This window comes from Halocynthiibacter namhaensis, from assembly GCF_000812685.1.
Lineage (GTDB): Bacteria > Pseudomonadota > Alphaproteobacteria > Rhodobacterales > Rhodobacteraceae > Halocynthiibacter > Halocynthiibacter namhaensis.
Map to the genome: position 1 here is coordinate 39916 of NZ_JWIF01000002.1, position 23611 is coordinate 63526.

At 52.4% G+C, this 23611-nt stretch carries 21 protein-coding genes; 14 read left to right on the forward strand and 7 right to left on the reverse strand.

Annotated features, from left to right (window positions below; all coding sequences use genetic code 11):
- Positions 1-32 precede the first annotated feature (32 nt).
- A complete protein-coding gene (locus tag RJ38_RS00345; protein WP_039016946.1) occupies positions 33-416 on the reverse strand; it encodes a VOC family protein in 384 nt (127 codons plus the stop codon).
- Positions 417-506: 90 nt separating this feature from the next.
- Between RJ38_RS00345 and soxR the strand changes: the two genes are divergently transcribed.
- Entirely contained in the window at positions 507-968 is a 462-nt protein-coding gene (gene soxR, locus RJ38_RS00350) for a redox-sensitive transcriptional activator SoxR (protein WP_039016920.1), read from the forward strand.
- On the opposite strand, the gene RJ38_RS00355 is transcribed toward soxR, so the two are convergent.
- On the reverse strand, positions 969-2627 hold the full coding sequence (locus tag RJ38_RS00355) for an NAD+ synthase (RefSeq protein WP_039016947.1): 1659 nt from the start codon (positions 2625-2627) through the stop codon (positions 969-971).
- 207 nt (positions 2628-2834) lie between these two features.
- Here RJ38_RS00355 and RJ38_RS00360 point away from each other — a divergent pair, with 207 nt between their 5' ends.
- Together RJ38_RS00360 and RJ38_RS00365 are read left to right on the forward strand one after the other, a co-directional pair.
- Positions 2835-4409 (forward strand): hypothetical protein, encoded by a 1575-nt coding sequence (locus RJ38_RS00360; RefSeq protein WP_052245092.1) that lies wholly within the window; start codon positions 2835-2837, stop codon positions 4407-4409.
- A gap of 278 nt (positions 4410-4687) precedes the next feature.
- Complete coding sequence (locus RJ38_RS00365) at positions 4688-6265, forward strand: 2-isopropylmalate synthase (RefSeq protein ID WP_039016921.1); 1578 nt, start codon at positions 4688-4690, stop codon at positions 6263-6265.
- A gap of 95 nt (positions 6266-6360) precedes the next feature.
- Here the strand turns inward: RJ38_RS00365 and RJ38_RS00370 are convergent, their stop codons facing one another.
- Complete coding sequence (locus RJ38_RS00370) at positions 6361-6855, reverse strand: DUF2141 domain-containing protein (RefSeq protein WP_039016922.1); 495 nt, start codon at positions 6853-6855, stop codon at positions 6361-6363.
- A gap of 2 nt (positions 6856-6857) precedes the next feature.
- Entirely contained in the window at positions 6858-7769 is a 912-nt protein-coding gene (locus tag RJ38_RS00375) for a sterol desaturase family protein (RefSeq protein ID WP_052245093.1), read from the reverse strand.
- A gap of 268 nt (positions 7770-8037) precedes the next feature.
- Between RJ38_RS00375 and RJ38_RS00380 the strand changes: the two genes are divergently transcribed.
- The 6 genes from RJ38_RS00380 (at position 8038) to RJ38_RS00405 (ending at position 14621) form a co-directional block, all read left to right on the forward strand.
- The gene (locus RJ38_RS00380; protein WP_039016923.1) at positions 8038-9075 is read left to right on the forward strand and encodes a rod shape-determining protein; all 1038 of its coding nucleotides are present in this window, start codon (positions 8038-8040) and stop codon (positions 9073-9075) included.
- Positions 9076-9147: 72 nt separating this feature from the next.
- Positions 9148-10074, forward strand: coding sequence for a rod shape-determining protein MreC (mreC, locus tag RJ38_RS00385; RefSeq protein WP_039016924.1), 927 nt, complete (start codon positions 9148-9150; stop codon positions 10072-10074).
- Entirely contained in the window at positions 10067-10603 is a 537-nt protein-coding gene (locus RJ38_RS00390; protein ID WP_039016925.1) for a hypothetical protein, read from the forward strand. The genes mreC and RJ38_RS00390 overlap by 8 nt, the downstream gene beginning before the upstream one ends.
- Positions 10603-12522, forward strand: a complete 1920-nt coding sequence (gene mrdA, locus RJ38_RS00395; protein ID WP_039016926.1) for a penicillin-binding protein 2 — start codon at positions 10603-10605, stop codon at positions 12520-12522. The genes RJ38_RS00390 and mrdA overlap by 1 nt, the downstream gene beginning before the upstream one ends.
- Positions 12519-13658: a rod shape-determining protein RodA gene (gene rodA, locus RJ38_RS00400; protein WP_039016927.1), complete on the forward strand. Its 1140-nt coding sequence runs from the start codon at positions 12519-12521 to the stop codon at positions 13656-13658. The genes mrdA and rodA overlap by 4 nt, the downstream gene beginning before the upstream one ends.
- Before the next feature lie 18 nt (positions 13659-13676).
- Entirely contained in the window at positions 13677-14621 is a 945-nt protein-coding gene (locus RJ38_RS00405) for a 2-hydroxyacid dehydrogenase (protein WP_039016928.1), read from the forward strand.
- A 6-nt stretch (positions 14622-14627) separates the two neighbouring features.
- On the opposite strand, the gene RJ38_RS00410 is transcribed toward RJ38_RS00405, so the two are convergent.
- From RJ38_RS00410 to RJ38_RS00420, 3 genes are read right to left on the reverse strand one after another with little or no spacing between them, the layout of a single operon-like run.
- The gene (locus tag RJ38_RS00410; protein WP_238321610.1) at positions 14628-15116 is read right to left on the reverse strand and encodes a hypothetical protein; all 489 of its coding nucleotides are present in this window, start codon (positions 15114-15116) and stop codon (positions 14628-14630) included.
- A gap of 60 nt (positions 15117-15176) precedes the next feature.
- A complete protein-coding gene (locus RJ38_RS00415; protein ID WP_052245094.1) occupies positions 15177-16013 on the reverse strand; it encodes an SseB family protein in 837 nt (278 codons plus the stop codon).
- A 37-nt stretch (positions 16014-16050) separates the two neighbouring features.
- On the reverse strand, positions 16051-16650 hold the full coding sequence (locus RJ38_RS00420; RefSeq protein ID WP_052245095.1) for a uracil-DNA glycosylase family protein: 600 nt from the start codon (positions 16648-16650) through the stop codon (positions 16051-16053).
- A 439-nt stretch (positions 16651-17089) separates the two neighbouring features.
- Between RJ38_RS00420 and RJ38_RS00425 the strand changes: the two genes are divergently transcribed.
- The 5 genes from RJ38_RS00425 to RJ38_RS00445 all read left to right on the forward strand — a co-directional run bounded on the left by RJ38_RS00425 (position 17090) and on the right by RJ38_RS00445 (position 23095).
- The gene (locus RJ38_RS00425) at positions 17090-18406 is read left to right on the forward strand and encodes a Na+/H+ antiporter NhaA (protein WP_039016930.1); all 1317 of its coding nucleotides are present in this window, start codon (positions 17090-17092) and stop codon (positions 18404-18406) included.
- Between the two features lie 211 nt (positions 18407-18617).
- Complete coding sequence (locus tag RJ38_RS00430; protein WP_039016931.1) at positions 18618-19265, forward strand: ABC transporter ATP-binding protein; 648 nt, start codon at positions 18618-18620, stop codon at positions 19263-19265.
- Between the two features lie 154 nt (positions 19266-19419).
- Entirely contained in the window at positions 19420-21063 is a 1644-nt protein-coding gene (locus tag RJ38_RS00435; protein WP_156121671.1) for a KpsE/RkpR family capsule polysaccharide export protein, read from the forward strand.
- 48 nt (positions 21064-21111) lie between these two features.
- Positions 21112-22623, forward strand: a complete 1512-nt coding sequence (locus RJ38_RS00440) for a phosphomannomutase/phosphoglucomutase (protein ID WP_039016932.1) — start codon at positions 21112-21114, stop codon at positions 22621-22623.
- Between the two features lie 181 nt (positions 22624-22804).
- Entirely contained in the window at positions 22805-23095 is a 291-nt protein-coding gene (locus RJ38_RS00445; protein WP_052245097.1) for an IS66 family transposase, read from the forward strand.
- The last annotated feature ends 516 nt before the right edge of the window (positions 23096-23611 follow it).

The window sequence follows — 23611 nt, forward strand, 5'->3', positions numbered from 1 at the left end:
AATCGTCCCAATTTTGCACCGGTTTTTTCAGTTTAGGCGTAGCTGATCACTTCGATCTCGACCCCATCTGCATCATCGAAATAGAACCGCTTGCCGGGCTCATAATCACCGTGGTTATGCGGGGTAAACCCCATGGCTTTGACCTTTGTTTCGACCATATCCAGATCATCCACTACAACCCCGATATGGTTCATGGAGCCCGGGGTTTTATAGCGGTCGAAATTTACAGGATCATTGCCGCCGGAACTATAGACCGCGATGTAACTGTCCGCTCCGCCCACATGCAGCGTCGTGCCCTGATATTTCGCATCACCCCGCCAGCGAATATGCCAGCCAAACAGATTGTGGAGCATCGCGGCTGTGGCCTCGGGATCTTTAACAGTGATGTTGACGTGTTCCAGTATTGCTTCTGACATTGAATTTTCCATCCTTGATTTCATTTGATTTTTAGCTTGTAATTGCTCAAGTTAACTTGAGATCAAGCGAAAAATTTAAAAGGTCAGATCATGCATCACCGCGACTTTCTTTCCATCGGGCAACTGGCAAAACGCACGGGCCTGGCCGTATCTGCCATCCGCTATTACGAGGAACAGGGGCTAGTGTTTTCTGAACGAAACGCCGGTGGTCAACGCAGGTTTCGTCGTGCAGATATTCGGCGGCTTAGTTTTGTGCAGATCGCGCAACAGTTTGATTTTTCACTGAAAGAGATTGCTGCGCAACTGTCCCGCCTGCCCGAGGAACGCACCCCCACCAAAGCTGATTGGACCAAGATCAGCCGTCACTTCCGCGCTGATCTTGATGCACGGATCAAAACCCTAGAGGGCCTGCGCGATAAGCTGGATGGTTGTATTGGTTGTGGCTGTCTCAGCCTGAAAAAATGTCAACTTTACAATCCATTAGATACCGCACGCCACAATGGAGTGGGCGCGCGATATCTGATTGGGGACAGTCCTGAAATCGCTGAATAATCAGGCGTTATCGCGCCAACGGCTGACAATCGGATACCGACGATCAAGCCAGAAGGCGCTTTGGGTCAGACGGGTGCCTGGCGCGGACTGGAAGCGTTTGTATTCCGAAATATAGATCAGATGTTCGATCCGTTTCACGGTTGCCCGGTCATGGCCTTCGGCAACCAAATCAGCCACGGATTTCTCATCATCCACAAGCCCTTCAAGGATTGCATCCAGCACCTCATAGGGGGGCAGTGAATCGCTGTCTTTCTGATCATCACGCAATTCAGCTGACGGCGGCTTGTCGATGATCGACACCGGGATGACCTCACCCGCCGGGGCCGCCATCCAGGGGCGGTGATTGGCGTTGCGCCAGCGGCAGGTTTCAAAGACGCGCACTTTGTACATGTCTTTCAGCGGGTTGTAACCGCCTGACATATCGCCATAAATCGTAGCATAACCAACGGCGACTTCGGATTTATTACCGGTGGTCAACAGCATCTCACCGAACTTATTGCTCATGGCCATCAGAAGCAGGCCACGCAGGCGAGACTGAATATTTTCCTCGGTCACGTCTTCATCAAGTCCTGCAAACAGCGGGGCAAGGGTATTGGTGATCGCACCACGACCTTCCGCAATCGGCACGAAATCATAGTGGCAGCCCAGACGGGTGGCGATGTCTTTGGCGTCATCAAGCGAACTTTGCGAGGTGTATTCAGACGGCAACATCACGCAACGCACGTTTTCCGGGCCCAGCGCATCTGCAGCGATGGTGGCGACAATGGCGGAATCAATCCCGCCAGATAGCCCCAGAAGCACTTTCTTAAAGCCGGTCTTGCCCATGTAATCACGCAGACTTTCAACCATGCAGCGGTAATCCTGTTCCCATTCATCGGGTAACGTCGCAAGGTCAGATTTCACGGCACGCCAACCATCATCGGTGCGTTCCAGATCAAGATGTGCGATGGCTTCGTCAAAAACAGGCATCTGCAAAGCGACTTCGCCGCCTGGGTTCAGCACGAACGAGCCACCATCAAAGACCTGATCATCCTGGCCGCCCACCATGTTAAGATAGATTAACGGCAAATCAGTTTCCGTGACACGCGCCATCATATGGGAGAAACGCACGTCCATCTTATTGCGAAAATAGGGTGAACCATTTGGAACCAATAGAAATTCAGCGCCAGTTTCCGCCAATGTTTCAGCCACATCTTCGTGCCACGCATCTTCACAGATCGGCGTACCGATCCGGGTGTTGCCCACGGAATACGGACCGCCAAGCGGGCCACTGTCGTAGATCCGGACTTCGTCAAATACAGTCTCGTTGGGCAGGTGGTGCTTTAAAACACGGGAAACGACGCTGCCAGCTTTCAGTATGAAATATGCGTTGAACAGCTTGCCGTCTTCCACATATGGCCCGCCAATGCCCAGCGCAGGGCCATCAGCACAGTTCACAGCAAGCTGTTCAACCGCCGCCATACACGCGGCTTGAAACGCAGGCTTCATGACCAGATCTTGGGCGTTGTACCCGGAAATGAACATCTCAGGCAGGGCGACCATATCTGCGCCAGCCGCTTTGCCTTCAGCAAACGCCAAACGCGCTTTATCCGCGTTTGCGTCAATCGCGCCAACTGTTGGGTTAAGTTGTGCCAGCGTAAGCTTGAAACGATCTGCCATGTTTTGCTCCGTATATTCGCGGGGATCTATGCGCTTCATATCAGAGATTTCAGCGATAGAAACCACCCCATTGCCAAGGCTGAAAACCGAGGTGTCACAAAAGCTGAAATTCCGCCCTATGTTGTTGTAAGCCCGCCCCCCCGAGGCTAACCTGTTGCCAAAGCGCGCGATATTTGCGCCCCAATCGACCTTACGCCGGAGCTCCACATGCCCAACACGCACCGTTTTTACTTTCGTTTGCGCATTTTGCCTGTGATTGTACCCGCGATCGTAATTAGCGTTTCACATTGGGGCACCCCTGGTTTCGACCAAGACACCCCAGAAACCACCACCGAACAGGTGGAAATCACGGCGTTAGAAACCATTCGCAGCGAAGACGATTATGGCGGCACATATGAGGGAACGCAGCGCGCAGGCAAACGCCATGGGCAAGGTCGCTATTCCCTGCCGTCTGGCTTTGAATACACCGGACAATGGAATGAAGGCACCATCGCGGGTCAAGGCAAAATGACCTATGTTGATGGCGCAGTCTATGCCGGGGAATTCACCGCAGGTCTGCCCGATGGGTTCGGCAAACTCACCCTGCCCGACGGAAGTTCATATGAAGGTGATTGGCACCAGGGGGAATTCACAGGCAACGGCATCGCGATCTATGCCAATGGGATTGTCTATGAAGGTGGATTTCAACGATCCGAACACCACGGCCTGGGCACATTGCGCAACCCCAATGGGTTTACATATCAAGGCGAATGGGTCGAGGGACGCCGTGAAGGTGAAGGCAAAGTGACCTACCCCAGTGGTGCGCGTTATGAAGGCGAATTGACCCACAACAAACGCCATGGCGCGGGCGAATTCACAACCAGTGATGGCTTGCATTATAGCGGCAATTGGGAAGACGGCCAAATGCAGGGTGCGGGGCGCCTAACCTATCAGAACGGTGACGTCTTTGTTGGGGCTTTCGACAAGGGGCGGCGCAGCGGCGAAGCTGTCATGACCACATCCAGCGGTGAAACCTATGTCGGTGCCTATGCAAACGATGAACGTCACGGCCAAGGCACCCTGACCTTGAATGATGGTTATAGCTATGCAGGCCTATGGTCTGAAGGCCAGATCATGGGGGCGGGCGTGGTGACATATCCCGACGGATCAATCTATCGTGGTGATCTTACTGCAGGTGTCGCCCATGGCACCGGACGTATCGAATACCCCGGTGGCGGGCATTATGAAGGGGCTTGGAAAAACGGGCTTATCGATGGTGAAGGCACTGCGACTTACAGCAATGACGTTACCTATGTCGGTGGGTTTCGCGACGGCCGCCCCCATGGGCAAGGCAAGATCAATGTCCCCGGTCAATTCGCTTATGAAGGCAGTTGGATTGCGGGGCATCGCACGGGCCTTGGTGTCACGACATTTGCCAATGGAACCGTCTATACGGGTGAACATGTCAATGATTTACCTGAGGGTCATGGCGAGTTGAATGTGCCAGATGGGTATCATTACGATGGGCAGTGGCTTGCCGGTAAGATCGAGGGTCAAGGAACACTGACCCATGCCAATGGCGATGTTTATGACGGGGCATTTGTAGCAAACAAACGCCATGGCCGAGGGGTTTTGCTATATGCCAGTGGCGGCGTGGCGGGGGGCGTTTGGGAAAATGATGTGCTGCCTGTGACGGGTCAGACTGAAGCCGCGATAACACAAGACGCCCCTGCGGAGACCCGCACAGAGACGGGCACAGAGACGGAAACTGAAACGGGTGCAGATGCGGGAACTGGAAACTGACAAATCAGTGAAATCTGTTTTTTTGTCTGAAACCCTCTTTTCAAATCCAAATCTGCGGCTATGATCCACATCATGTTGACCAAAGCACATACTGACACCCTGCCCCGCGCCTCTGCGCGGTCTGCACGTGCGCTATCTGCTCTTCTTCTCCTTAGTCGCCTCTGAGCGTGCCTTTCGGCGCGATCGCTCAGAGGGTACACAGCGCTGAACTTCACAGAAGAAACTGATTCTCCCGTATATTCAAAAATAACCTGCGGCCCGACCTGAGAGACCCAACCATGTCTGATACATCCACCCAAGATCACGTATTGATTTTTGACACGACCCTGCGCGACGGTGAACAAAGCCCTGGCGCAACCATGACCCACGATGAAAAGCTTGAAATCGCCGGGATGCTGGACGACATGGGCGTTGATATCATCGAAGCTGGTTTCCCCATTGCGTCCGAAGGCGACTTTAACGCCGTCAGCGAAATTGCCCGCAATTCCAAAAATTCAGTAATTTGTGGTCTGGCGCGTGCCAGCTTTAAGGACATCGATCGTTGTTTTGAGGCCGTGAAACACGCAGCCCAACCCCGCATCCACACGTTCATCGGCACATCCCCCCTGCACCGCGCTATCCCCAATCTGACGATGGATGAGATGGCGGATAAGATCCATGAAACCGTAACGCATGCCCGCAATCTTTGCGACAATGTGCAATGGTCCCCGATGGATGCGACCCGCACGGAAGATGACTATCTGTGCCGCACCATCGAGATCGCAATCAAAGCCGGCGCGACCACGATCAACGTGCCTGACACCGTCGGATACACCGCCCCTCGTGAAAGTGCAGAGCTGATCCGCATGTTGCTGGAACGTGTGCCAGGTGCCGACGACATTATCTTTGCCACCCATTGTCACAACGATCTTGGCATGGCGACGGCAAATTCCTTGGCCGCGGTGGAAGCCGGCGCGCGTCAAGTCGAATGTACCATCAACGGACTGGGCGAACGGGCGGGCAATACCGCGCTGGAAGAAATCGTCATGGCGTTGAAAGTACGAAATGACATCATGCCTTTCACGTCAGGTGTGGATTCACGTCGCTTGATGCAAATCTCGCGCCGCGTGGCGACTGTGTCAGGATTTCCGGTTCAATATAACAAAGCCATCGTTGGTAAGAATGCCTTTGCGCATGAAAGTGGCATCCACCAAGATGGCATGTTGAAGAACGCAGAAACCTTTGAAATTATGCGCCCCGAAGATGTGGGCCTGTCTGGCACATCCCTGCCCTTGGGCAAACATTCTGGTCGCGCGGCCCTGCGTGCGAAACTGGCGGAACTTGGCTTTGAGGTTGCCGACAACCAGCTGAAAGACGTGTTTGTGCGTTTCAAAGCATTGGCGGACCGCAAGAAAGAAGTGCACGACGATGATGTTCTGGCCCTGATGCGCGATTCAGCATCTGAAGCCGTACACGAACATATCCAGGTGAAATTTCTGCGTGTAATTTGTGGCACCGAAGCGCCACAATCTGCGGATCTGACCCTGACAATTGACGGGCAGGATCAACAGGTAACGGCCACGGGTGACGGGCCAGTTGATGCGGTGTTTAACGCGGTCAAAGCACTGTTCCCACATGATGTGAACCTGCAATTATACCAAGTTCATGCCGTCACTGAAGGCACCGACGCCCAAGCCACGGTTTCTGTTCGTCTGGAAGAAGATGGCCGCATCGCCACGGGTCAATCCGCAGATACGGATACGGTTGTGGCCTCGGCCAAGGCCTATGTGAATGCGCTGAACCGTTTGGTGACACGTCGCGAAACCAGTGCTCCTGGTGAAGATGTTAAGACCATCACCATGACTGACACCGTCTAAGTATCGTTAGACTATAAACAAACAAAAGCGCCACCCATTCACGAGTGGCGCCTTTGTCATTTGCATTGGTTCGCTCAAGGCCTGCGTTGCCGGACTTAGTCCTGCCAATATCGCAAGTTCAGGTTGTGAACCTGTGGCGGCACTGCCGAAGAATAAAACGCGGGGACCCCATTGGGGTCGTTGATACCTGATACGGCGTAGCCTTCGGATGGCGTGTCCCCATCATAATTCAAATCATAGTCCTCGTTTTCATCATGAATGACAAAAAACGCCGTATACCCCGTGGTCAAACCCGGGAAATCAACCCGCAATGGCGTGGCGGCGGCTGAGATCTCAAGGTAACCCGCTGCACGCGTATAATCGAGCGCGTCAAATGCATCTTCGCTGTCAAATGCCATGATCAGCAGATTGCCCTGATCTGAACGCACGTCATGGATGTTGATTTGATACCCAACACTGTTCTCAGTACCCGTTGTAGAGGCTTCGACTGCTTCAATCTCATAGGTCAGGGTCGACGCAAGAGACGCCCCACCCAAGGTTAATATGATCGTGGCTGCAGCTGCAGACAGGCGTTTCGCATTAGATGGCATTGTTATTCTCCCGCATCTGTTGGTGGTGTCGCAGTTGGTTTCTTTTTCGGACGCCAGCCCGGAGGTCCAAACAGATGTCCCATCTTGTTATACAACCCGTCAGCCTGTGCGACCTCTTTTCCAAGGCGTTGGAAACCGTGGAAAAACGCGACAAATGGGTTCACGCTATCGATGGGACGGGTAAGGCCATATTTCACTTCTTCGATCTCTTCAGCGAAGGTGCCAAACATACGATCCCAGATGATAAAGATCCCCGCATAATTCTTATCTAGGTACTTGCGATTGGACCCATGGTGTACGCGGTGATGGCTGGGCGTATTGAAGATAAGTTCAATAGGCTTCCAAAGCTTGCCTATGGTTTCTGTGTGTAAAATCGTTTGAAAAAGCTGCACAAGCAGTTCAACCACCAATACCAACAGCGGATCAAACCCCAACAGCACCAAGGGAAGATGGAAAAACAACGGCCAAAACCCATCAAGCGGCCCATGGCGATAGGCGACTGAAATGTTGAAGAACGGGCTTGAATGATGCACTGAATGTGTCGCCCACAGGAAGTTGATCCGATGCAGAATGCGGTGTTCCCAATAATAGGCAAGATCCGCCAACATCAAACAAATCAACAACGTGGCAATGTTGGTTTGGATGTTAAACAACGCAAATTCTGCGGCGTAAAAATACACCCCAACATAGAATGTCGCGAACAACAGGGTGTTCACGCCGATGAATAAAGCCAAGGTGATATAGTTGGTCACCGTATCCCCAGCCATGGTTTTGGACAATTTCCCGCGAAGCGCATAGCGGATCAATTCAAACGCCAAAAAACCCAACGCGAAGACAAAAAACCAATCTCCGATCAGCCGTTCCCAGGTTTCCAATGCAAAGCCCGGTATAGGGCGTAGAAAAATATCAGCCATGTGACGTTCCTTTGTGTCTTTGCCCTCATCTAGACATCTGGCCTGGATAAATCTTGCCAAGGTATGGACAGATCTTGCGCAACGCCCTCAATGTGCATCTTTTCTACTGCCATATCTATGAATTGAGGGTGAAACGGGCGATTTCCCGCGCCTGAGCCAGCATTAACACCTGCACACTCTTTACTATAGGCCAGCAACGCCGCATAAACTCTTCGCAAAAGCAGCCGAGTCTGCGCGTAAAAATTGTATTTCAGGGATCACACGTAACATGGGATTACTTAACAGCTTGTTTTCATCGGATATGGCCATTGATTTGGGTACAGCGAACACGCTGATCTATGTCAAAGGCAAGGGCGTGATTTTGTCAGAGCCTTCCGTTGTGGCCTATCACGTTAAAGATGGCGTGAAAAAGGTTCTGGCCGTTGGTGAAGATGCGAAACTGATGTTGGGTCGGACTCCTGGCAGCATCGAGGCCATTCGCCCGATGCGCGAAGGCGTGATTGCGGACTTTGACACCGCCGAAGAAATGATCAAACATTTCATCCGCAAAGTTCACAAGCGCACCACGTTTTCCAAGCCAAAGATCATCGTCTGTGTGCCTCATGGCGCAACCCCCGTTGAAAAACGCGCGATCCGTCAATCTGTTCTATCCGCTGGCGCACGTCGCGCGGGCCTGATTGCCGAACCGATTGCAGCCGCCATTGGTGCCGGCATGCCAATCACTGATCCAACTGGTAATATGGTTGTTGATATCGGTGGTGGTACAACTGAAGTTGCGGTTCTGTCTCTTGGTGACATCGTTTATGCGCGTTCCGTGCGCGTTGGTGGTGACCGTATGGATGAGGCCATCATCAGCTATCTGCGTCGTCAACAAAACCTTTTGGTGGGTGAAGCAACGGCAGAACGTATCAAAACATCTATCGGTACGGCGCGTATGCCCGACGATGGTCGCGGGGCTGCATTGCAGATCCGTGGGCGTGACCTTCTATCAGGTGTGCCAAAAGAAATTGAGATCAACCAAGCCCAAGTTGCTGAAGCACTTGCAGAGCCAGTACAACAAATCTGCGAAGCCGTGATGACAGCGCTTGAAACAACACCGCCAGATTTGGCAGCAGACATTGTTGATCGCGGTGTCATGTTGACGGGTGGCGGGGCTTTGCTTGGGTCTTTGGATCTGGCCCTGCGTGAGCAAACTGGCCTTGCCGTATCCGTTGCAGATGAATGTCTGAACTGTGTTGCCCTTGGCACAGGCAAAGCGTTGGAATACGAAAAGCAATTGCGTCACGTCATCGATTACGACAGCTAATCTTCTGTGGGGGCATGCCCCCACACACCCGCCGTAGAATGATCACTTCGGGATAAAAGCCAGGAGACACATGTGGCTAGGGAACGCGCCCAATCTGAAAACTATGGTCGTCCTGTACGGCGTATCCTTGTGGGTATGTTGGTTATCGTCATGCTTGCGGTCTTCCTTGTTTGGCGCATCGACAGCCCTCGTGTGGAACGTATGCGGGCACAGATTACCGATGCCATTTTGCCCAACATGGATTGGGCCATGGCGCCCGCGACTGGTTTTTCCGAAATGGTCGCAAACCTTCAAAGCTATAAACGTCTGTATGAGCAAAACCAAGAATTACGCAATGAGCTGCAAGAAATGCGGGTCTGGCAAGAAGCCGCGTTACAGCTTGATCAACGCAATGCTCGTCTGCTTGATTTGAACAAAGTCCGTCTTGATCCACAACTGACATGGGTGACAGGCGTGGTGACGGCCGACAGTGGGTCGCCATTTCATCAATCTGTGCTTTTGAATGTGGGTGAGCGCGATGGCATCACAGATGGTTGGGCTGCCATGGATGGCTTGGGCTTGGTTGGTCGTATCTCTGGTGTTGGAAGCCGAAGTTCGCGGGTTTTGCTGCTGACCGATTCAAACAGCCGTATCCCGATTACGGTTCAGCCCTCTGGTCAGCGCGCTTTACTGGCGGGAGACAACACCCCTGCCCCCGCAATTGAACTTTTAGACAAGCCCGACCTTGTGCGTCCAGGCGATCGCGTTGTGTCATCGGGTGATGGCGGCGTTTTCCCCGCAGGTCTGTTGATCGGCCAGATCACCGAAACCCCCAGCGGACGTCTGCGTGTTCTCTTGGCAGCTGATTATGAACGTCTTCAGTTCCTGCGCGTGATCCGCTTGCATGAAAGCGCCCCCCTAACCGACCCCGGAGCACTTGTCTTACATCCAATGGACGCGCAGGCAGTGGATGAGACAGGAACCACGATCCCACTTGATGGCGAGGGCGACAATGGTTGATCCCGTCAGCTTACATCTCTGGAGTTGGCGCATCCTGTATCTTGCTATTTGCGCAATTATTATCTTTGCCCAACTTATCCCAATGCAGACGATCCCCACCCGTATTCCTGCGCCAGATCTTCTGATCGCCTTGACCTTCGCTTGGGTTGTGCGTCGCCCAGACCAGATCCCAGTTCTATCCATCGCAGTCTTATTTTTTCTCGCGGATATTTTGCTGCAACGTCCGCCTGGACTTGGGGTCGCCTTGATGATTGTCGCTTGCGAATTTTTACGTTCACGCAGTCAATTCATGCGAGAATTCCCCTTTGTCTTGGAATGGGCCGTCACCTTGGTTGTCATTATTGCCGTCGCCTTGGGAACACGTTTTGCCTTGCAAATCCTTATGATCACACCGCCCCCCTTTGATCTTGCCGCTTGGCAGGTTCTCGCGACGGCTTTGGCTTATCCCTTTACGGTGCTGTTTTGCCAGTTCGTATTGAATGTCACATATCTGTTCCCTGGTGATCGTGAAAATGGGGGATCTATCTGATGCGTCGGCCCCCACGTGACAATGAAGAAAGCACCCGCGGCATCACCCGACGCAGCCTGCTGTTGGGCACGGCCTGGCTGGCCTTTGGCGGCGGGCTGGCCGCGCGCATGCGTTATTTACAAGTGGATCAAGCCGATCAATATCGTCTTTTGGCGGATGAAAACCGGATCAAGGATCGTTTGATTGCCCCGGCGCGTGGCTTGATTTGGGACCGCAATGGCATCCCCTTGGCGACCAATGAACAGAACTACCGTGTTGTCATGGTGCGCGAAGATGCAGGCGACCCCAGCGAAGCACTTGAAAAGCTATCCAAACTGATCCCTATGGACGACGCGGCGCGCGCCAAGGCCCTCAAAGCTGTGATGGACCGCGCGCCCCATGTGCCCGTCGCCGTCGCTGACCGCCTGACCTGGGAAGAAGTTTCCGCGATTGCTGTCAACGGTCCAGCCTTGCCTGGGATCACCCCAGAAGTTGGCCTGTCGCGCAATTACCCCGCGGCAGATGACTTGTGTCATGTGGTCGGCTATGTTGGCCCCGTTTCGGATTATGATCTGTCACGCATTGACGACAAAGATCCGCTGTTACAAATCCCCAAGTTTCAAATCGGGAAATCAGGTGCTGAAAATAAGCTAGAACTGCAATTGCGTGGGACCGCAGGGAATGTCCGCAACGAAGTGAACGCCGGTGGGCGCGTCATTCGGGAACTGGACCGTCGAGAAGGCAATCCCGGCGCGAATGTTCAGCTTACCATTGACGCACCGTTGCAAAACTTCATCCAAGCACGCTTGGCAGGTGAAAGTGCCTCAGCGGTGGTGATTGATGTCGAAACGGGTGATCTGCTGGCTTGTGGATCTGTTCCAACATTCGACCCGAATAAATTCGTGCGTGGCATCTCAACTGCGGACTATGGTGAATTGACCGGAAATCCGTTGAACCCATTGCAAGGTAAAGCGGTTCAAGGTGCTTATCCCCCCGGATCGACTTTCAAAATGGTAACCGCATTGGCCGCACTTGATGCGGGCCTGATCGACACGGAAGAAACTGTGCGTTGCGGCGGTTATGTTGAAGTTGGCGGGCGACGTTTCCACTGCTGGAAGCATTCTGGCCACGGCCATATGAACCTAAATCTCAGCCTGCGAAACAGCTGTGATGTCTATTATTACGACCTTGCTGAGCGGGTTGGTATTGAACGCATCAGCCGAATGTCGCGACGCCTTGGCCTTGGGGAACGCTATGATCTGCCCATGTCCGCCGTGTCATCGGGGCTGGCACCTGACAAAGCATGGAAGCTAGAGCGTCGTGGTGCCGAGTGGGTGATCGGCGACAGCTTAAACGCCTCGATCGGGCAAGGGTTTGTTCTGGCTTCGCCCTTGCAACTGGCCGTGATGACCGCGCGATTGGCGACCGGGCGCGCCATTGTCCCGCGCCTTGTTAAATCAGTAAATTCAACCGAAGTACCTTTGCTCGACAGCCCCTCACTGGAGCTGAACGAGAACCATTTGCGCGCGGTGCGACAAGGCATGTATTCCGTATCGAACAACCGGCGCGGCACGGCGTTTGCGTCTCGTATCACCGAAGACGGCAAACGGCTTGGCGGAAAAACCGGGACCAGTCAGGTGTCTAACAACCGCGTAAACAACCGCAATGTTCCGTGGGAACAGCGCGATCATGCATTGTTCGTGGGCTTTGCGCCCTTTGATGCCCCGAAATATGCAGTGTCTGTGGTGGTTGAACATGGTGGCGGCGGCTCAAAGGCGGCCGCACCTGTCGCACGTGATATCCTATTGCACGCTATGTATGGCGGCTATCCCCCTCTGGCCGCTTATCCGGCGGCGGCGCGTGGAAATGCCCAAAGAATGCAAGACGACTTAGAGCTGCGTGATTTCGATGCATTGCGCAATGAAAGCAGCCGCGCATGAGCTATCTTGAATATCAAATCCAACACACCCCAACTGGCCTGCGTAAAATCCTATATCTCAACTGGCCAGTGATCGTTCTGCTTAGCACGATTTGTGGGGTCGGGTTTTTGATGCTCTATTCCGTAGCGGGCGGGTCTTTCACCCCCTGGGCCGAACCGCAGATGAAACGCTTTGCCCTTGGCATGGTTGCAATGTTTTTCGTCGCCATGGTCCCGGTTTGGTTTTGGCGCAACATGGCCGCTGTAGCCTATTTGATTTCGCTTCTATTGCTGATCGCCGTCGAATTATTCGGCGAGGTTGGTATGGGCGCACAACGCTGGATCAACCTCGGCTTCATGCGCTTACAGCCGTCTGAATTGATGAAAATCACCTTGGTTTTGTTGATCGCGGCCTATTACGATTGGCTTGATATTCGAAAAACCTCCCACCCGGTTTGGGTGCTTGTACCAGTTATTTTGGTGCTTATTCCTGTTGCGCTTGTCTTGCGCCAACCCGACCTGGGCACCGCCATTTTGCTGATCACTGGCAGCGGGATTGTGATGTTCGCCGCGGGTGTCAGCCTGTGGTACTTTGCTGGCGTGATCGGATCTGCCATCGGGATTATCACCGCCGTTTTCAAAACCCGTGGCACAGAATGGCAGTTTCTGAAGGACTATCAATACCGACGCATTGATACATTTTTGGATCCCTCTCGCGATCCTTTGGGCGATGGTTACCATATCACACAATCCAAGATCGCCTTGGGATCTGGGGGCTGGACCGGGCGTGGCTATATGCAAGGCACACAAAGTCGGTTGAACTTTCTGCCGGAGAAACACACCGATTTTATCTTCACCACCTTAGCCGAAGAGTTCGGCTTTGTTGGCGGCATCACCTTGCTGGGACTTTACTTCCTGGTCTTGATGTTTTGCCTCACCTCAGCCTTACAAAACAAAGACCGTTTCGCATCATTGATGACAATTGGCGTTGCGGCGACCTTCTTCCTGTTCTTTGCTGTCAACATGTCCATGGTCATGGGCATCGCACCTGTTGTTGGCGTTCCCCTGCCACTTGTCAGCTACGGAGGCTCCGCAATGTTGGTCATTTTGGTTGCCTTCGGTTTCGTTCAAAGCGCCCATGTCCACCGCCCTAGATAACCTAAGATAGGATCTCTCATGTCCGTAAACATTCTATTCGCCGCAAAAGAATCTGATTGGTCCGAATATGAGGCCGCCCTTGCCACAGCCTTGGGTAAGGCAGGCATTGACTTCAACCTTTCCAATTCTCAATCCGCCGATTTTTCAGCTGCGGAAACTGATTATATGGTCTGGTCCCCCAATAGCGTTGTGCAGGATTTCACGCCTTATACCCGATGCAAGGCAGTCCTGAGCCTTTGGGCCGGTGTAGAACGCGTCATCAACAACCCGACACTGACACAACCCTTATGCCGCATGGTTGACCGTGGCCTGGAAGAAGGCATGGTAGACTGGGTGACAGGCCACACTTTGCGTCACCACCTTGGAATGGATGCGCAAATCTTGGGGCAAAACGGTGTTTGGGCCCCGCAAACGCCCCCCCTCGCACGTCATCGCCAAGTGACTGTTCTTGGTCTGGGCCCATTGGGCAGCGCATGCGCACGAATGCTGCGTCAAGTCGGCTTCGACGTGGCAGGATGGTCACGGCGCCTAAAAGACATCGAAGGCATCACCTGTTTCTCTGGCGCGGATGGCCTGCGCGACGCACTTAAACGATCCGAGATTTTGGTGCTTTTGCTGCCGAATACTGCGCAGACAGAAAACATTATCAATGCGGAAACTTTGGCCCTCATGCCCGATGCAAGCTTTATCATCAATCCAGGGCGCGGCCCATTGATTGACGACGATGCATTGCTGAAGGCGCTAGACACCGGCAAGATCGCCCATGCAACGCTAGATGTATTTCGCGTGGAACCTTTGCCAGGGACGCATCCTTATTGGACCCACCCAAATGTCACCGTCACCCCGCATATGGCTGCAGAGACCCGCATCGACAGTTCAGCAGAAGTGATCGCCGAGAACGTGCGTCGTGGCGAACAGGGTGAGGCGTTTCTTTATCTAGCTGATCGCAAAACCGGGTATTAAACGCGATTAAACCGCAGCGGAGACGCGCTCGAGGTTCATTTTGGATTTGGCCAACACCATCCCGGGGTTGGCCGATTTGCGGCAAATATAGCAGATCACATGTTCAGGATACATCTTGGTGCGCATGAACACATGCAGCAGATTTTCGCTGAATACGATTATTTCTTGAAAGTAATGTCCGTCACCTTCGTGGCCAGATTCAGCTTTAAACTTGGCCTCTATTTCAGAAATGCTTTGCCCCTGAAACAAGTCCGCCGTGGCTGTGGCCAATGCCTCCAACACGTCATCCGGCTGCGTTTCAGTGGTCTGCACACCCAGCAACATGCCCGATTCCATGTCGATATATCCTGCCGCCAGACATTCCGGGATGGTTTCTATCGACGTCTGCAGTGCATTTTCCAGTGACATGACTCTTCCACTTTCTTGACCCACAAAACGGTCGTGTAAATCAGTGTCCGCCTGGTTAACGACCCAGATGCGGCGCGGTTTACGCAAGTCTACCCCGCCACGCCCCAGAGTTGTATAGAATATTGATGCCTGATCGTGTTTTTTAAGTCATCGCAACTTTGGAGGGCGCTCTGGGTCCATGCCGGGAGCTGTCGGACCGGCTGCTTCGCTGGTCATATCAATCGGTGCAGGGATCGCGATCTCGGTGCCACATTGCGCGACTTGTGCTGCGAACGGGCTGGCCTTTTCTGGGAAGACGACATCCAAGCGCAGATCTTGATCCCCTAAGAACTGTACCGCCGTGCTTACGGCACCAGCCAAGGCCGCTTCTGCCCCAGGTGCGACATCCAGCAGGGCTAACATCAAGCCTTCTTGCCCACCACGATGGGTCGCTTTGACCAAATACGCGCTTGACGCAAACCCAGTCGCATGTCCCATGGCGCGCCCCATGGCATCCAATAAATCCTCAGCAATCTCGCCCGGGGCACCAATGTCACCAGGTTGGGCCTCCTCCTGAATGGGGGCCTGCGACACAGTTGCAACCAGCCACTCTATTGCCTCAGGCGTGCATAAAAATTCCGACGGGGCCACGCCTGGGTTAAGCGCGATCCCCACGCCTTGACCAACCAGCATTGACGCCAAGCCACGGCCGGGGATCTGTGCATATTCCGCAGCTGCCCCATCTAGGGACCGGGCGAAATCTGCCAGCCGATCTTCCGTGTCGAAGGCCAAGACGAATGATCCCTCTTCGGTTTCAAACATCTGCGGCGAAATGCTGTCGTCACCTGCGGGTTCGGTCAGCAGCAAGGTCAAAGGCGTGTCCGCGAATTCGGCATAAAACCTGAGACGGGCTTTCTCATCATCTGGTGCGGATTGCATCGCATGATAGGCCAAATCCAAAGAAGTCAGGTCTACTTCTGGCACGGGGGGCGTTTCGGTCATCATACTGGCTTTCACTGATTTTCACTGGCGTGTGCGGCATTCACAGCCGATCGTTAATATTTTGGCGCAGAACTGGCAGAAGTTCTGTCTCAAACCAAGGGTGTTTTTTCAACCAACCGGTATTGCGCCAAGACGGATGAGGCAAGGGAAAGATCGCAGGCGCATGGTCGCGCCACGCCTCTACCGTGCGTGTCACACCACCTGATGCCGCCTTTTTCAAATGGTGTTTTTGCGCGTATCCACCGATCAATAAAACAAGGTCAATGCTTACCAGTTGCGCCAGAACGCGGTCACGCCATGTTTGCGCACATATTTTTGGCGGCGCAAGATCAGATCCCGCAGCGTTATATCCTGGAAAACAAAACGCCATGGGCACAATCGCAATGCGATTTTGGTCGTAAAATACCGTTTCATCTACGCCCATCCAATCACGCAATCTGTCGCCGGATGGATCACTAAACGGGCGGCCAGATTTATGCACCCGCATTCCCGGTGCCTGACCCGCAATTAAAATCCGCGCTGCCGGATTAAACCAAGTAACAGGACGTGGCGTATGGGCACTATGGGTTTTCGCGAATCGGTCGACACAGATTGTGCAGGATTGCAGGTCGGTCATTAGGTCAGAGCATGTTTCGGTCATGCCTCAACTATACAAGCCTGCCCCCATAGGCCCAGCCATTTTCGCCAGAAGGAACGCAATAGTGATCGAAGCCCCGGTGTATTTAACAATCATAGAATAAGGCGAATTCTCTTACATTTATTTGCAACAAACGATGAAACGCCCCCCGCAGATCCCTGAAAATCAGTGTTTCAAATTGCGCGGGGTTGATCATGGTGAATGGTCGCGCTCATCCAACAATCAGAACATGTTCACAATGAATTCCGGCGAATCTGTTAGCCCTAGCAACCTGCATTTCTAGTATCTTCACGATATCTTGTTGCTTCGGATTGCGCGTTAATTCATTAACAATTGCTTACAAAATTGTAAAATCAATGCGTCTTTCATTGGCTTTCTCTTGTTCCGAACGTCAATTTCAATTACATCCTGTGAAACAAAAACATCAGGGATCGCGGCTCACATGTATCGTGTTTGGAATTTCGTCATCAATTACTCCGTCCTTCTCATTTTGGGCGCACTGATCGCTTTGGTTTGGGCCAATATCGATCCACACAGCTACCACCATGTGGTCGAATATCCGATTTGGTTCAACGATTGGGTCGGTACGGACGCCAGCAAATGGGTCTATAAATATGGTGAAGACTTCCACATCACAGAGATCGGTGACGTGTCTCGCGTTCTAACGTTCCATTACTTGGTTAACGACGTGCTTATGGCCTTCTTCTTCGCGATTGCGGCCAAAGAAGTTTGGGAAGCGGTGATCCTTAAGAATGGTTCGCTACGTGGCAAAAAAGCGGCAACACCTTTGTTTGCAACGCTCGGCGGCATGCTTGGCCCCATCGCGGTCTACCTTGGGATAGCTTATTTCCTAGGATCCACCACATTCGACGCCGTTGCCAATGGTTGGGCCGTGCCAGTTGCCACTGACATTGCCTTTGCCTATTTGGTTGGTCGTTTGGTCTTTGGTGCGGGTCACCCAGCCGTTCGCTTCCTGTTGCTTTTGGCAATTGCGGACGACGCTGCCGGCCTCATCATTCTCGCCATCTTCTATCCAACGGGTGCCTTGGCGCCTGAATGGCTTGGTCTTTCCATCGCCGCTTCCGCTGCTGTTTGGTTCTTCTTCAACTATCTGCCACGTCGTCGCGATCGCGGAAACAAACTGCGCCCGAATTCAACAATGGTGCGTAAGTATTTCGGCTTCTGGCCCTACCTGATTGCCGGTGCTGCAAGCTGGTACGGTTTCCAAGAGGCGGGCATTCACCCTGCATTGGGCTTGCTGCCAATCGTTGTAACCATTCCCCATGCTGATCGCGCCTTCGGTATCTTCTCTGAGGCAGAAAAGCATTTGACCGATTTGCTCAATGACATCGAGCATAAGTTGAAGCATCCCGTTGAGATTGCCCTATTTTTCTTCGGCTTGCTGAATGCGGGCGTCGAGTTTTCATCGATCGGAAGCCCCACTTGGTTGGTTCTTGCGGGGCTCTTAATCGGCAAACCTTTCGGTATTCTACTGTTTGGTTGGTTCGGTGCGCATATTCTAAAACTTGGCCTTCCCCAAGGTATGCGCACGATCGATCTGTTTGTGATCGGCTGTGTGGCGGCGATCGGATTTACCGTGTCCCTGTTTATCGCTGCGGTTGCCTTTGACAGCTCTGCGATGCTTGGCGACACCTCGGTTCAAGCTGCGGCCAAAATGGGCGCCCTGTTCAGTTTCGCCGCTGCTGGTGTCTCGATTATTGCAGGGAAATTGTGCAGAGTAGAGAAACAAGAACTCTAAATAACAAAGTGAGTGACGTGGCCTCGGATCGTTTTCCGGGGCCATCAACATTTTTTGGCCACATATTTCCACGATATATGAGCGAAACAGTTGAAATTTCACCATGTAGCAACACATAATATGAGTAATATAGTGGAATATAGCGCTCGTTAACGAAGTTATGTTATCTCTTCTTCAACGCGTATCTTGTGGCCAGTCACCCGGAGTGTGAATGCTAGAGTTCGAAAATGTCAGTAAGTCTTTCTGGACTGGAACCCAGCGCAAGGTCATTCTTGACAAGGCGTCATTCCGTGTGGAAGCCGGACGTTCGATGGGCGTCCTTGCCCCCAATGGCACTGGCAAGACGACGCTTATCAATATGATGGCCGGGCTCGAGAAGCCCGACGAAGGGAAAATACGCAGGGGGGCCAAAATTTCCTTTCCCTTAGGCTTTATGGGGGGCGTTGCAGGCAACTTATCCGCCAAGGAAAACTGTCGCTATATCGCTCGGATATACGGCCTTGACCCCGATTATGTTGAAGCTTTTTGCCGCTGGGTTTGTGGCTTAAAAGAGTACTTCGACATGCCTGTTGGGACCTATAGCTCAGGGATGAATTCGCGGCTTTCCTTCGCCTTGCTGCTTGCCCTTGACTTCGACATGTATTTGATCGACGAAGGAATGCCGGCTACTACGGACGTGGAATTTAATGAGAAGGCAGGAAACCTTTTGCAAGAGCGCCTCGGCTCTGCAACTTTAGTGATCGTATCCCACGATCCCAATATTATAGAAAAATACTGCTCCTGTGCCGCTGTGTTAAAAGACGGCAATTTTTACATGTTCGACACGCTCGAAGAAGCAAAGAGACTTTATGAGTACTAGGCCAAAAATTAAGAAATACCGCATCCGTCGGGGTGGCTCTCTCTTAGGGGATCTCCCACAACAAGGGCTTGTCGTAGCTACAGATCCAAGCGGAAAAAGCGCACGGCCGCTTCCCTCTCATGTCGACGAACCAACGGCGATTGAAACACCGCATGTGGCTCAGACGCCCCCTGCTTCCAACGACAGCTCCTCTTCTGGTGAGAAACGAGGCATAATAGCGACCCCCAAAGCGGGTGGTGGGCGTGTATTTGGCATTGATGTATCGGGTAAAGCTGCGCCGACACCATCAAAACCTCCCGCTCAACCATCTGAGACACCGGCGAAAGTAAAGCAATCCACTTCATCTGCGTCAGAACCAGAGAGCCAGAAAGAGACTGAGCTTTCCGAAATACGCAAAGAGGGCTTAACAGGGCGCGAGTTGCGGATGGCACGCCGGATGGCCATTCGCCACAACATCACTGCTTCTTCGGACTATGACGCGATCAGGCAACTCCGCAAACAAGGCATCGACCCATTCAAGCGGAAGAATTTGATGGAAGCCGTTGTTCCAGGGAAAAGGGGCGCTCAGCCCACCACGACCCAACTTCCCCAAGCCATTACACCTGACAAGCGCGGAGTCCCAGGCCCCCTGCTTAATGCGGAAGCCGATCGCGCCTCTGCGATCCGTCAAATGCAACAAGATATTGCCCGCCGCCGCCGCCGCCAGATCGTCATGCTTGCACTACGCTTGGCCGCCTTTGTTCTTTTGCCAACTATCGTTGCCGGACATTACTATTACAATATAGCGACCCCTCTCTACGCAACACACAGCGAATTTGTAATTCAAAGCTCTGAAGCTCCATCGGCTGGTTCAGGACTCAGCGGCCTATTGTCAGGGTCCCCGCTTGAAGCAAGCCAGGACAGCCTTACCGTTCAAAGTTATCTGCAATCTCGCGCTGCCTTTCAGCGACTGGACGCCGAGGAGGGTTTTATCAACCACTTCAGCCAAGAGGACATCGACCCTCTGACGCGACTGGAAAGTGACACTAGCAATGAAGCTGCATTTGGCAAATATTCACAGTATGTGATTATTTCATATGACCCAACCGTAGGTATTCTGAAGCTAGAAGTTGACACAGTCCAGCCAGAGGTTGGAATTGTATTCTCAGAAGCCCTAATCAAATATGCAGAAGAAGTTGTAGATAATCTATCGCAACGCCTGCGTGAAGACCAGATGGCAGGCGCCCGCGAAAGCTACGAAGATGCCGAAGTGGCCATGCGCAGTGCGCAGCGGAAGGTAATTGACCTGCAAGAGCATTATAATGTTCTTTCTACAGACCTTGAAGTTTCGCTACTCTCAGCCAAAATCGCACAATTGGAAAGTCAATTGACTGTCGAGCAATTAAGTTTGGCAGAGCTACAGTCCAACGAAAACCCGAATTCCGCCCGTGTAAGGCCTCTGGAAAACCGTATAGAAACACTTGAGCGTATCATTGCGTCAACTCGTTCCCTGATGACTCAACAGAACAGCAGCGGGCAATCACTCGCGCGGACTGCATCTGAACTTGCAATTGCCGAAGCCGAACTCAAAACACGCGGGTTAATGTTGCAAACCTCGCTTCAAGCTCTCGAAAGTGCGAGGGTAAATGCAGGCATCCAGACCCGGTTCTTGGCAATCGGCGTGCCCCCAATTGCGCCTGACGAACCGACCTACCCCCGCGCGTTTGAAAATACACTGCTCGCTTTTTTGATCATGTCTGGGATCTATCTAATGCTTTCCCTCACTTTATCCGTCGTGCGTGAACAGGTTTCCTCATAAATATTCCTGCCGCTCACGGCATGTTCAGATTATCAAAGGCTGTTAGATATGACTGCTCCCATCAAGATCGTTCCAAAAACTTCCGTGGACCAAAATACATGGAATTTCCTGCGTGACGCCATGATTACTCCGACTGGATTTCGTGAATACGATGCCAGATGGAAATATCCAGAAGACATCAATCTCCCTGGTATCACAGCATTGGGTCTTGGGTTGGGAACACAAATGCGTCAGCGCGGTCTAAAGCCGGAAATCGCAGTTGGGAATGACTACCGATCCTATTCACTGACCATCAAAAACGCGCTAATGCTCGGCTTGATACAAGCCGGGATCGCAGTAAAGGATATCGGGCCGGCTCTGTCCCCAATGGCGTATTTCGCGCAATTTCACCTCGACGTGCCTGCCGTCGCGATGGTCACGGCAAGCCACAACCCCAACGGTTGGACTGGTGTTAAAATGGGCTTTGAGCGCCCACTTACCCATGGTCCAGATGAAATGAATGAACTGCGAGATATCGTACTAAATGGGGAAGGTGCCCCTCACACTGGCGGCTCATATGAATTTGTTGATGGTGTACGTGAGGCTTATCTTGACGATCTCGTTGGGGACTTCAAGATGACGCGTAAACTCAAAATTGTCTGCGCAACGGGCAATGGTACGGCCTCAGCTTTTGCCCCCGAGTTGTTTGAACGCCTTGGGGTCGAAGTCGTGGCCTCACACAACGAACTGGACTATGATTTCCCGCATTACAACCCAAACCCTGAAGCGATGGAAATGCTGCACGATATGGCAAAATCGGTCAAAACATCAGGAGCTGACCTTGCCTTGGGGTTTGACGGGGACGGTGACCGCTGTGGTGTAGTTGACAACGAAGGCAAGGAAATTTTCGCCGATAAAGTCGGTGTTATTATGGCACGAGACTTATCCAAATTATACCCCGGTGCCACATTTGTGGCCGACGTGAAGTCAACTGGCCTGTACGCGTCCGACCCGGTGCTAAAAGCCAATGGCGTAAAAGCAGACTACTGGAAAACTGGGCACAGCCACATGAAACGGCGTGTGCGTGACCTAGGCGCATTGGCAGGGTTTGAGAAATCAGGTCACTATTTCCTCGCCGAACCTTTGGGACGCGGGTACGACTGTGGTCTTAGGGTCGCCGTTGAAATGTGTAAACTTTTAGATCGCAACCCAGATCAATCTATGGCTGATCTGAATCGCGCCTTGCCTAAAACATGGGCTACACCAACCATGTCGCCGTGGTGTGCCGATACTGAAAAATACGACGTTCTAGACCGCATCGTTGCGCGTTTGGTTGACCTTCATCAAACTGGTAAAACCATTGCTGGTCGCAAAATTTCTGAGGTCGTCACGGTAAATGGCGCGCGGGTCATTCTCGACAATGGCGCTTGGGGCTTGGTCAGGGCATCGTCGAATACACCAAATCTTGTTGTCGTCTGTGAAAGCCCTGAAAGCGAAACAGAAATGCGTTCCATTTTCACCGACATTGATGCGGTTATCCGTACCGAACCCACCGTCGGTGCATATGATCAGACAATTTGACCCCAAACAGTTATAGCAGCCGACTTTCTCGCGGCTATTAGGGTCCATTGGCGTATGCCGCCGTTCTGCGCGGATACAAACTGCTATTGCAGAGTTTGATCTGACACGTGATCTAAATCACGACAATCAGTGCGTGGAGAAGGATGCGCTAATTTCGACCCGAAGTGCGGAAATTAAGGTATTGAAGACAGATAACCGATTGCTTCGTGCTCAGGTGAATAAGCTTGCCGATATGAATTTTGGACCGTCGAGTGAGAAAACTGACAGCCAGTCAAAAAACGACAAGCCAGCTCCTGAAGATCTCCAATGCTCTGCCCCTTCCAGCGCACCAAAGAACCCTGACGATACAAAGAAACAGGAAACCAAAGCGCGTGGCATGCGGGGACGACAAGCTGTAGAAATACCCGACAACCTCCCGCGTGACTTGCGCGTGATTGAACCAGAAAACGGATCTATCCGGCTGCACGTTTGAGGTCGGCCCGCCATTTATAGACGAGTGATTGTGAGACATTGCATCGTTTCATGACATCGTCGACTTGGAGTGAACCGTCATCGAGGCTATTTGTGATAAACCGTTTGAAACTGGGAGGCCAAACTCGGCGGCCGCCTGCGTGGACTTCTATAGTGAAGCCGTAGACTTCGAATGAATGTGGAAACTTGCTCATTACTGTCACCCTTTTTGTTTGAGGCAGTATGTCATGCGGGTATTTATAGTGTCAGATCCAAAATCGGGGGTCACTTGCAACGCTTACTTCATAGCTTCCATGTAGAAACTCCCTTCAAATCTATCAGGAAGCAAAATCTCACAGAAGAAACTAACATGCTATGTGGGGTCAGCGCACGGCATCCAGTTTACCGCTTACTTTACAGTTCTGGAGATACTTCAGGGGTGCACAAAAAGACCCGCGATCGTATTTCTACGACGCGGGTTTTTTTTGTTTGATATCGTTTTGAGAGGATCTAATTGGCTTCTTACTAGGTTTGGCGG